The organism is Wolbachia endosymbiont of Dipetalonema caudispina, assembly GCF_013365495.1.
Lineage (GTDB): Bacteria > Pseudomonadota > Alphaproteobacteria > Rickettsiales > Anaplasmataceae > Wolbachia.
Map to the genome: position 1 here is coordinate 189,239 of NZ_CP046580.1, position 11,106 is coordinate 200,344.

General features: G+C 26.3%; 8 protein-coding genes and 1 tRNA gene. 4 read left to right on the plus strand and 5 right to left on the minus strand.

Annotated elements, in window-relative coordinates; translation table 11 throughout:
* Positions 1–973: 973 nt before the first annotated feature.
* The 4 genes from lgt to GOY14_RS00720 form a co-directional block, all read right to left on the minus strand.
* Entirely contained in the window at positions 974–1,768 is a 795-nt protein-coding gene (lgt, locus tag GOY14_RS00705; protein WP_175809343.1) for a prolipoprotein diacylglyceryl transferase, read from the minus strand.
* On the minus strand, positions 1,759–2,226 hold the full coding sequence (gene smpB, locus GOY14_RS00710) for an SsrA-binding protein SmpB (RefSeq protein ID WP_175809345.1): 468 nt from the start codon (positions 2,224–2,226) through the stop codon (positions 1,759–1,761). Before smpB ends, lgt begins: the two co-directional genes overlap by 10 nt.
* A 171-nt stretch (positions 2,227–2,397) precedes the next feature.
* Positions 2,398–2,955, minus strand: coding sequence for a CvpA family protein (locus GOY14_RS00715; protein WP_175809347.1), 558 nt, complete (start codon positions 2,953–2,955; stop codon positions 2,398–2,400).
* A 53-nt stretch (positions 2,956–3,008) separates the two neighbouring features.
* A complete protein-coding gene (locus GOY14_RS00720; RefSeq protein ID WP_175809349.1) occupies positions 3,009–3,608 on the minus strand; it encodes a riboflavin synthase in 600 nt (199 codons plus the stop codon).
* A 1,149-nt stretch (positions 3,609–4,757) separates the two neighbouring features.
* Here GOY14_RS00720 and pheS point away from each other — a divergent pair.
* The 4 genes from pheS to pth all read left to right on the plus strand — a co-directional run bounded on the left by pheS (position 4,758) and on the right by pth (position 9,447).
* Positions 4,758–5,801: a phenylalanine--tRNA ligase subunit alpha gene (gene pheS, locus GOY14_RS00725; RefSeq protein WP_175809351.1), complete on the plus strand. Its 1,044-nt coding sequence runs from the start codon at positions 4,758–4,760 to the stop codon at positions 5,799–5,801.
* Position 5,802: 1 nt separating this feature from the next.
* The gene (locus tag GOY14_RS00730) at positions 5,803–7,059 is read left to right on the plus strand and encodes an NTP transferase domain-containing protein (RefSeq protein WP_175809353.1); all 1,257 of its coding nucleotides are present in this window, start codon (positions 5,803–5,805) and stop codon (positions 7,057–7,059) included.
* A gap of 1,226 nt (positions 7,060–8,285) precedes the next feature.
* Positions 8,286–8,897: a 50S ribosomal protein L25/general stress protein Ctc gene (locus tag GOY14_RS00735; protein ID WP_175809355.1), complete on the plus strand. Its 612-nt coding sequence runs from the start codon at positions 8,286–8,288 to the stop codon at positions 8,895–8,897.
* On the plus strand, positions 8,860–9,447 hold the full coding sequence (gene pth / locus GOY14_RS00740) for an aminoacyl-tRNA hydrolase (protein ID WP_255419697.1): 588 nt from the start codon (positions 8,860–8,862) through the stop codon (positions 9,445–9,447). The genes GOY14_RS00735 and pth overlap by 38 nt, the downstream gene beginning before the upstream one ends.
* A 126-nt stretch (positions 9,448–9,573) precedes the next feature.
* Here pth and GOY14_RS00745 read toward each other — a convergent pair.
* Positions 9,574–9,646: transfer RNA gene (locus GOY14_RS00745), tRNA-His, on the minus strand.
* Positions 9,647–11,106 lie beyond the last annotated feature (1,460 nt).

Below are 11,106 nucleotides of genomic sequence, written 5' to 3' on the forward strand. Positions count from 1 at the left end.
ACTAATAAAATAAAATTACTATTGGTTGTGCTTGCATTTAGTGTATTTTATCTATTTCTAAATCTGATTGACTTTTTATCTTTAAGTTTTCTATACTAAATAATGATAACTACCAATCTTATTATACATAAATAATTTTTTTTGATTACTTGTTTGAAAACGGTGTTCATTGCTATAAAAATAATTAAAAAAACATCTTAAATCACTAAAAATGTTTCTTCTTTTACTGATGATTAATAGTACTCTAAAAAAAACTATGAGTTTTCTATTTTAGAGAATTATTATTAATTAATAGTGTTGATCAAGACTATAAACAATATTACTTTAAAAGCTAGTTTCTAGAGAGACGTTAAATTTTTATTTAATTATTTCGTGATCTTCTTATTTTCTATTTACTTTAAATCTTTGCTTTAAACTAGGATCATTTTTTAACTTCTCTTTTTTATTTCTTTACTTATTTTATCATATTTTTAAGAAAAAAAACAATAAACCACTCTATTAAAAATAAAGCAAACATGAATTAAAAAATGTTTGTAATTTTAAAGCCAGGGCCAGATTGTAATAGTTTATTTTATTCAATAACTTAAGTTTAAAAGAATTAAAGCCAGAATTCATAAGCTAGGATGAAATATTAATTTATGAATATTTCATTTTAAGAATATTTTCTTTATGAGAAAGTATGGTAATATATTGAATTATCTTCATCTAGGAAGAGTAATGTTGAAAATATTAGTATTAGTATGATTGTTTTTTTATAGGATTGATAGGTAATGTAATTAATATAGCTATATTTTTGTAAATCAATAATTTCTTAGAAGAAATTTACTGCTATTTTTCAAGCTGTTTTTAGTTTTTTAGTAAAGTAACATTGATAGTTTTGATAAAAAATCTTTTTATTATTTAATAATATATTATTTTAAGAATAATTGAGCTTCAGCTTTATCTTAATGTAGACAGAACTTTTAAATCAAATCTATTTTTTTCCTTTAGTTACATTTATTTTGAGATTTAGTGTACTCCAAAGCATTATTGTTCCTAACAAAATCATGGGTGCTGAAAGTAGTTGTCCCATAGTTAAACCAAGCCATAAATAGCCTATTTGATAATCTGGTTCGCGGAAAAATTCAACTATGAAACGTGCTATTCCGTACCATATAACTGCAATGCTGGTTAATACACCCTGATATAATCTTATTTTAGTTAGAAAAAATAATAGGTTTATAACTATAAAAAGCAGTAGTCCTTCAAGGAGGGCTTCATAAAGTTGACTTGGGTGACGTGGTAGATTATCGCTATCTTTTGAAAATACTATACCCCACGGTGTGGTTGTGACTCTACCAAATAACTCTCCATTTATAAGATTACCTATGCGACCTAAAAGTAAACCTATGGGAACTCCACAGGAGATTAGATCTAGTGTATAGAGTATTGGAATTTTATATTTTTTACATGAAATGATTACTGCAAAAAAAACTCCTACGGCACCACCATGAAAGGACATACCTCCTTTCCAGGTTTTAAATATTTCAATAGGGTTGTTTGTATAGTAACTTAGATCATATATCAATACGTAGCCAAGCCTACCTCCAAAAATGATACCTATAATGGTAGCTGTTAATAATGAGTCATAAAAATTTTTGATAAATATCTTGTGCTTGTCTAACTTATATAAGTACCAGTATGTAAACATGATACCAAAAATATATGCTAGAGAATACCAATATATAGCAACAGAACCAATTTTAAAAATTACTGGATTTAAGGACATATTTGTTTTAATTTACTTAAAAATAATCTACTTTTTTCACGATTCCACTCTCTCTGTTTTATTATTGCTCTTTTGTCGTAAAGTTTTTTTCCTTTTACAATAGCAATTTTAGTTTTTATTAATCCTTTGTTATTGAAATAAATTGAAAGTGGCACAATAGTTGTTCCGGTGGTTTTAATTTGCTTAATTAATTTTTTTACCTCTTTTTTATGTAGAAGCAGTTTACGTTCTCTTTTTGGTTCATGATTTTTTTGGTTTATGGCTTTATTATATTCCGCAATATACATATTGTGTAGCCATATTTCGTCATTTTTTCCAATAACATAAGCGTTAGAAATGTTGACTTTTTTTTTTCTTAATGATTTAACTTCACTACTTAGTAAGACTATACCTGCTTCAAGTTCTTCTAAAATAAAGTATTCAAATTTTGTTTTGCTATTTTCTATAATAATTTCCATCTTTTAAAGATATCTTTCACATTAATATTCTACAAAATTTTTAATTTAACTCATAATGGAACAGTTCTTAATGAATAGAAAGTTAATATGCTGCTAAAAGAGAAAAGAAGATTAGATTATTATTTTATGGTAAAATTATGCTTTTCTCTTTTTTATTGTCATATGACTTTATTAATCTGTCATTTTTTTTCCAATTTCTTTGATTTTTAGTATCAACGACTCTGATGTATACATATCAACTATATTTTCTATTGTTATAAACAAGGTTTGATAAGAGTGTGAATTTATTATCCAATTAGGTAATACTTCTTCTATTTCTGTTTTAGATTGTTCCTCTTTTTTATCAGATATTATATAACAATATAAATATATTGCGGAGAATAATATATGAGAAAGTAATATTCCTTTAAGAGTTCCAATACAAATTCCAGTAATTCTATCAATTAAACCCAATCTTATAGGTAATAATATATACATTAGCCAATTATTTACTATCATGAATATGAAATTAAGTATAGTAAATACAGAAATTGTAGAAAGTATGTTTTGTATGGTTTTAGAGTTAAAGTATTTACTATAGTTTATAGCAAAAAAGTCATGATAATTGGTTGTTAAAAAAATTGATAAAAACAAAAATATTAATGCACATAATTCTTTGATAAAGCCTCTGATTATTGAGATTGTGACACATAAAGTAATGATAAAGATAATTAGGCAATCAAAAAGCATATATGTATTTATTAATACTAGAATAGAATAATTGTAATAATAAAATTGTAAAATTAATTATATTTATACTGTATCAGTTGATCCAAATATCTGGCAATTATGTCAATTTCTAAATTTAAATGATCATTTACTTTATTAAACTGGAAAGTTGTATTTTGCCATGTATAGAGGATGATGTTTACTGTAAATTCCTGGTTAATAATTGAATTTACTGTAAGAGAAACTCCATCTAGGGTTATGGATCCTTTTTTTGCAATGAATTTAATTAATTCTTTTGGACATGATAATTTGATTTCGTGAGAGTCTAAGTTTTTATTAATTGCTAAAATTTGTGCTGTTTTATCCACATGACCTTGAACTAAGTGGCCATCAATTCTATCACTTAATCTCATTGCTTGCTCTAGATTTATTTTTTTTCCTACTTTCCATGTATTTAAATTAGAAATTTTTATGGTTTCTTGAGATGCTCGAATTGTGAATGTATCATCAATGATATTGATAGCAGTAAAACATATACCAGAGCAGGATATTGAATCTCCTGCATGTATAATAGAGGGTAAATTTTGTGTTTTAATGTAGAAGATTTGATCAGAGTTGGAATAGACAATAGTATCAATTATAGTTCCAATGCTTGTAATGACTCCTGTAAACATATATTAGTAAAACAAAATTATTTTATTATATAAAATTTTTTAAAACAACCTGTTTCTTATCTTCTGGGGAAAGAAGTTTATTTTACTTATTAGCTGTTTAGTAAATTCTAATTTATATTAGGTATAAATGAGTTAAGTTAAGACTCTTCATGTAGTGTAATTAGATTGATTACACTGTTAAAATGATATTTTTCCCTTCTATAGTTAGTGAGGTATTTTTCATGTTTTCTAATATTGATTAGAGAGGATGTGTAAGATTGGGTAAAATAATAAGTCTTTTTAAGGAGAATATAGTCTTTAGTTGACTAGTGGTATTGAAAGAGTAGCATGAATATTTTTTACTTAAGCAATTTTTAGTGAGTCTAAAATTATTTAGTTTTTTTTTGCATATTACTATAATAATTTTGGATATATGTATAGCTTATTTTTATATTTGATTAAATAAAAGAAAAAATTAATATGGATAATGTAACTTGTTTATTTATGGAGTCTTTTTTTTGAGTTACATTATATTCGTTGTTTTTTATTTATTGTAATATTTTTGTTTTTAATTTAGGGACACTTAATTACTATAAATTGTGAAGGGTTAGGTTTTTCAATGTTTTGTATATGGGTGTAATTAATATCCTTCTATTGAAAATGAGATAGGAAGTAAAGTATTATTAATAACTCCTTAATTATAGTTTTAATGCTTTTAATATAAATTGCTAATTTTTTGTTAATTTATTTGTATTATTGTAAACTTTTTTTTTAATAGATAGATTTTAAAAAAGTTAGTTAGAGAGTTATTCAAGATAGTCTTATACTAAGATACATTTACATTTCTATTACTAGTATTTTTGCTATGATGAAATGGAAGCAATATCTCTTTTTTGTAAGATTTTTTTAGTTAATAGTATATATTGATTCTCTTTTTCGTTAGGGAATATTTTATTATATTTATATCCTTCTTTGAAGGGATTTTGGTAAGTACCTTGCTTTATATATTCTTCTTGAGTTTATATTTATGTATAGTTAATGTGGTCAGTGTGTTAGGATGAGATAAATAAGCTATAATTAGTTGCAGATTAGTAATTTGGAGGTTGGGGTAGAGGTTATTGATGTTATTTGTGATTTTGTTATAATTAAGTTCAAACTAGTGTTTCTATAATGTATAAAGGGCTAATAAATGAGATACTTTCATTTCAAAATAAAGCTATGTTAGAGATTGAAAGTGCTTCTTCTTTAGAGAATTTAGAGAAAGTTAGGTTATTATATTTAGGAAAGAGGGGTATAGTTCGAGCGTATTTTAATAGTTTAAAAAAGGTGGAGGATATAAGAAAAAAGCGTAATTTAGGTAAGATTATCAACGTTTTGCGGGATAAGCTAGATCAGCTTATAATAAATAAGGAAAATATGCTAAAAACTGAGGGAGTTAACTTTAAACTGCAGAGTGAAGTAGTTGATATTACATTACCCATTAGGCCGGAAAGGATTGGTAAAGTTCATCCAATCAGTAAGATTATAAATGAAGCAAAGTTCATTTTTGCACATATGGGTTTTAAGGCAGTAAATGGTCCAGAAATTGAGGATGAGTTTTATGTATTTGATGCGTTGAACACTCCGAGCTATCATCCTGCACGTGAGGAGCAAGATACTTTTTACTTAAAAAGTAAAATAGATAATAAAAGGATGCTATTACGTACTCATACTTCATCTGTGCAGGTTAGAGTTATGGAAAAAGCGAAAACTTTTCCAATTAAAATAGTTGCTGCAGGTAGGGTATATAGGAATGACTTGGATGCAACTCATACTCCAATGTTTCATCAGATTGAAGGGCTATATGTGAATGAAAATATCAATATGGGACAGCTAAAATTTACTATTCATTACTTTCTCAATAAATTTTTTGGGGATAAAGAGCTAAAGATACGTTTTCGTAATAGTTTTTTTCCTTTTACTGAGCCTTCTGCAGAAGTGGATGTAAGTTATAAGGATAGTAAATGGATTGAAGTGCTTGGGTGTGGTATGGTACATCCAAACGTTTTTCAAAATGTTGGAATAAACCATACTCAATATAGTGGTTTTGCGTTTGGCATTGGTATAGAGAGGCTTGCGATGCTAAAATATCAAATTGGTGACTTAAGAAGCTTTTATACTAATAAAATTCATTGGCTTAACCATTATGGTTTTCATTTTTTATCCTTAAGGTAAAGTGAAGAATAGAGCTTATACATTTGTTATACTTGCTGCTGGGCATGGTAAGCGAATGAATTCAAATTTACCTAAGGTATTACATAAGATAGGTAATTTTTCCATGCTCAAGCATATAGTTTATAACGCAAAACAATTAAGTCCTATAAATATAGCTATTGTGGTTGATTTGCCTTTGATTGAAAAATTGGAACATTTTGAGAATGTAAAGTTAATTATACAAGAATTGACACTAGGGACAGGAGATGCAGTTAAAACTGCAATGAGAAATTTAAGAGAGTTACCTGACTCAGGTATAGTTATTGTACAGTATGGAGATACTCCACTTATAAAGAGTAGCACAATAACTAAAATGGTTAGTTGTTTATTAGAAGGTAAAGCTTTGGTTTGTCTTGGTTTTAAAACTAGCTGTAAGGGATATGGTAAGTTGGTTATTGAGAATGGCTTCTTAAAAAGGATTGCAGAAGCACAAAATAGCAGAAGTAGTAGTGAAGAATTTCTTGCAAATTCTGGAATAATGGTTGCACAGGCAAAAGATTTGCGTAATTTAGTAGAAAGAATCGAATGTGATCGATTAACCCATGAATATTATTTGACAGATATAGTTTCTATTGCAGTAAAGAGTAATTTAAACGTTGGTTATGTTATTACTGATGAAGAAGAGGCGACTGGTATAAATGATAGAAATGACCTCACAAAAGCTGAGTTTTACTTTCAGGAAAGTCAAAGAAAATTTTTTACTAATTCAGGAATAACTCTTGTTGCTCCAGAGACTGTTTTTTTCTCTTTTGACACACAAATTGGTGTTAATTCAATTATTTATCCATATGTTTTTTTTGGTCCTGGTGTGAAAATAGGCTCTGGTGCTAAAATAGGTCCATTTACCAAATGTGGATATACATCGATTGGTGATAATGTAATCATAGGAAACTTTGTCGAGACAAAGGCAAGTGATATAGGTTCAAGTACTAGGATAAAGCACTTAAGTTATATAGGAGATACTAAAATAGGTATGAAAAGTAATATAGGTGCTGGTGCTGTTGTTTGTAACTATGATGGAAGGAAAAAATATAAAACAAGTATCGGAAACAATTGTTTTGTTGGTGCAAATAGTTCATTAATTGCGCCGCTTAATATTCATGATGAATCTGTGATTGCAGCAGGTAGTATTATAGTTAAAGATGTGCCAAAAAAAAGACTTGTGATAACAAGAAGAAGACAAATGGTTAAGAAAATAAAAAAAAGTAATCTTAATTGAAGATTTTTTGTTAAGGTACAAGCTGTTAACAGCGTGTAACACTTTACTTAAGAGAAATGTCATGTATTTATTATTATATTAAGTCTCGACTTTTCAGTAGTTTTTCAATACTGCTGATATCCATATTAAGTTTTGTTTTCGGATCCGGTTTATGAAATCAATCATTTTACAATTAATACATTTTGGATGAGCTGCTTTGTTTCCATTTTTTGCTCTTGATTCCCTGTAAATACAGAAGCTCATGAAGCTTATGCTCTATTAATATTAAAGTAGCAATGTAATATACAGCAAATTAGCATTATCTCTTTTTGGTTTACTGCTGTTTTTGTAAGTATTTTCACTTTTTTTTGTAGACTGTTATAATCTTGCATAAGTTTAGTTGGTTCTATATTGCTTTTATCTAAGCGTACTACTAAATACCTTTTCAAATTGCTCAGCATTAAGGGGCTTTTTAGCTTTTTCTAGTGCTTATATTTTGATTCATTAGATTCTCATTCTCAAATAATAGACATGAAGTCGATTTGTTGGCATTTTTTTACTCTTAATTAATAATGTATTCTCTTTAATTAATTTAGCTTTTTTTAAATCTTGCTTTTATTTTAGAAATATATTTTCTTTTTGTTACTTACCCTAGAGATCTTTTTAAGATGAGCTAATTTATGATAATAGTTGTTGTTTCATTTTATTTATTAAAGTTTATCAAGTATTATTTTACTTGTTTATACTTAGTCATGGTGTTCTTTATAAAATTTTGTCATTTTTCGACGAATTGCTCTTATAGTATTAAATTCATATCAGTGAAAAATTTTTTTTATTCGTATTGTATCAATAAGTTTAGATAAGTAAGTAGTACTATCTTTTGATAAAAGTGTTTTTCTTAAATTATTTATATAATTTATGAAGATGCTTTTTTAAATTTTTTAATATTTTTTTTAATTCATAATTATAATAATAGTGCTGTGATTAAGATTTTATTTTTTCCTATATTTATGAATCTTTCATATAGTGATAAGTATCAAAAGTACTATGAGAATAGAGTTAAATATCTTTATCTTTATATTTTCTTGATGCGATAGTTAATGATATATATCATATATGATGATAAAGTATATTTTGTAAACTTTTTATGGTTGAGAATAGGAGATTTAAAATGACTATTTTATGTTATATTATCATTAAATTGTATTGTATTTAAAAGAATTGACTTAAGGAGTAATAAGGTGGGTGTGGTCCATCAAAAAATGGTAACAGTTAATGCAGAACTACGTGATGTAACAAAAACAAAGGCGATGCATTCTTTAAGAAAGAAGGGATATATACCTGCAGTTATATATGGTAAAGGGCATGCTACTATAAATTTAGTATTATCTATGAAGGAGTTTACTAAACAATATAAATTGAGGTCTTTTTCTGCACACGTGATAAAATTAAATATTTCAGGTAAAGAAGAGTATGCTCTCATTCGTGATATTCAATGGCATGTGGTGAAGGATACTGTGCAACATGTTGATTTTCAGTTTGTTGATAAAGGTGGTGAAGTCAAAATAGATGTACCATTATTATTTATAAATGAAAGTAAATCTCCGGGAATTAAATTAGGTGGAGTGCTTAATATTTTATGTCGTTCTATTACTATTAAAAGTTCTTTAGATAAAATACCTCGAGCTATAGAAGTTGATTTGTCTGATAAAATGATTGGTCAGTCTATACATATAAGTGATGTAAAGTTACCTGAGGGTGTGAGGCTTGCAGCCCATGAAGAGGAAAATTTTGCTATTGTCACAATTTCTGCTGTCGATAGTGGTATTGAAGAATCAAAAACAGAAACAGAGGGATAGTTATTTAGTAGTTGGACTTGGTAATCCAGGTAATCAGTACAAACTGACTTACCATAATGTTGGTTTTCTTGTTGCTGACGCAATTTGTAGGTATTGGAATTTCTATCCATTTTTTAGGGAAGCTGATTATTTAGTAACTTCCGGAGTAATTAATGAAAATAAAATTATTTTGCTAAAACCTTACTCATTTATGAATAATTCAGGCATTCCTGTTGCAAGGATACAAAATTTTTATAGGTTATCATTAGATAATATTATTGTTATACATGATGATGCTGACTTAAAATTTGGGCAAGTAAAAATAAAGAAAGGTGGCAGTTCTTCTGGACATAATGGCCTGAAATCAGTTGATAGTCTTATTAGTAATAATTATTGGCGTTTGAGGTTTGGAATAGGTAGACCTAATGATAAAAAAGGTTTAGCAAATTATGTATTGTCTAAATTTTCGAATCTTGATGAGATTACTTTGATAGTAGAGAAAATAGCAAGAAATATATACTTAATACTGCGGAGAGATAATACAGCTTTTATTAGCTTAATTACTCAATAATATTTTGTAAAATTGTGCTATATAATTTAAAAATTAATAAGAAAATTGAAATTAATTTGTAAATAATTTAAAAAAATATATTAAAAGGATACGAATATTTTCTTAATTAAGAAAGAAATTTTATTGGGCGAGCGACCAGGATCGAACTGGCGACATTCAGTACCACAAACTGACACTCTACCAACTGAGCTACACTCGCCATATTTTTACTTATAGTAATAGTACAAAAGTCTTAAAAACTCTAAGACATTAGTAAAAAAAAGTCAATTGCTATTTAAATAGGCTCTTTAATATTTTGAACTGTATTATAATATTTGTTATATTAAAATTGTAATTTTTTACTAAATTTAGTATTCATGTTTATTGGTGTTATGATTAACTTTTCTTGTATTTTTGTAAAAGACAAGTATTATTAATTAGTGGTTTTGATAGCTTATTTAAGTAAAATTAAATGGCTTAAACTTTTTTGTTTTGAGAAAATTAATTTATGTGTTTATTAGTATTGTTTAATATCGGTTATTAGTGGTGAGGTTCTTTATATAAAATCTTGTATTTTTTTTATGTATTAAATAGATTATATATAGTGTTTATTGCAGATTATATTTTTACTTGGTTACGATTACTTATACTTCTATAAGTTTTTTTTACTTTTATGTTTAATTATTTCTTTATTTTTAATATACTTTAGTTCTACTAAAGCTTCATGAGTTAATAACAATATTTAAGATGCTCTGTACTTTTTTTTGTATCTTTACTTAATTTTTTGTCGTTACTTTTGAAATTGACTCAGATTAAAATAAAATGGTTGCTCTTGCTTATTGAGAGCTTTTAAATTTTACATTTAGTATATGGACATGACTTTTGATAAGTATAATAGTTTATTATTATATTCGCCTATTTTTTTTATTCAGCTTGTTGCTTGGCTTATTTTATAAGAGCCAGATGAAAGTCATTTTCTAAAGTTCAAAGATCAAGGATGGTTTTTTTATATTTGTTGTCTTAGTTAATTGTACTCAATACAATTTGAATATATTAAAATAATATTTGAGTATCTTACTTTTGCTTTTTTTATAACTATTTCAAGAACTTTAAGATATTGGTTGCTTGTTATCAGTATAACGATTTTGCAAGTATGTTTTTTTTATTTCGTTTTACTATTATTTCGGGTATTTTTTTTGCTGGATGATATTATTGTCTATTTTATGTCATATCTTAGAAGAATTATGTGTAATAAAAAAGCATTAAAATTTTTAAGTGTAATATTTCTTATGTTTATTATTTTAGTAATTTCTACTGATATAAGCTTTTCTTTTTATATGGTTTGAATATTTATTCCTGATGAAGATTAAAAAGTTTACTTTTAATAAACAAATTTTATAAAAAGTTCTTATGTAGTTATTTATTTCAATTGTATTATTTATTGGAAATGTATTTTGAATAAAAAACATATTATTTTGCTTCAACAATAGCTGTATTACATCGATAATTTTAAATTTTAGTCTATCTAATATTAATTTTTAAGATAGATGCTTTCCTATATAAGAATACTATTTATGACTTTTCTATAGTCGTTTTAGTGGGAATTTATGTTATTATTATAATATAAATTTAAAATTATTTTTTGGCGGGAATTGAGAATAAAGCAAAGATATTTTTAAA

Excerpts from the sequence above, each read along its gene's own strand:
- lgt (WP_175809343.1), bottom strand. The coding sequence starts at position 1,768 with ATGTCCTTAAATCCAGTAATTTTTAAAATTGGTTCTGTTGCTATATAT.
- smpB (WP_175809345.1), bottom strand. The coding sequence starts at position 2,226 with ATGGAAATTATTATAGAAAATAGCAAAACAAAATTTGAATACTTTATT.
- GOY14_RS00715 (WP_175809347.1), bottom strand. The coding sequence starts at position 2,955 with ATGCTTTTTGATTGCCTAATTATCTTTATCATTACTTTATGTGTCACA.
- GOY14_RS00720 (WP_175809349.1), bottom strand. The coding sequence starts at position 3,608 with ATGTTTACAGGAGTCATTACAAGCATTGGAACTATAATTGATACTATT.
- pheS (WP_175809351.1), top strand. The coding sequence starts at position 4,758 with ATGTATAAAGGGCTAATAAATGAGATACTTTCATTTCAAAATAAAGCT.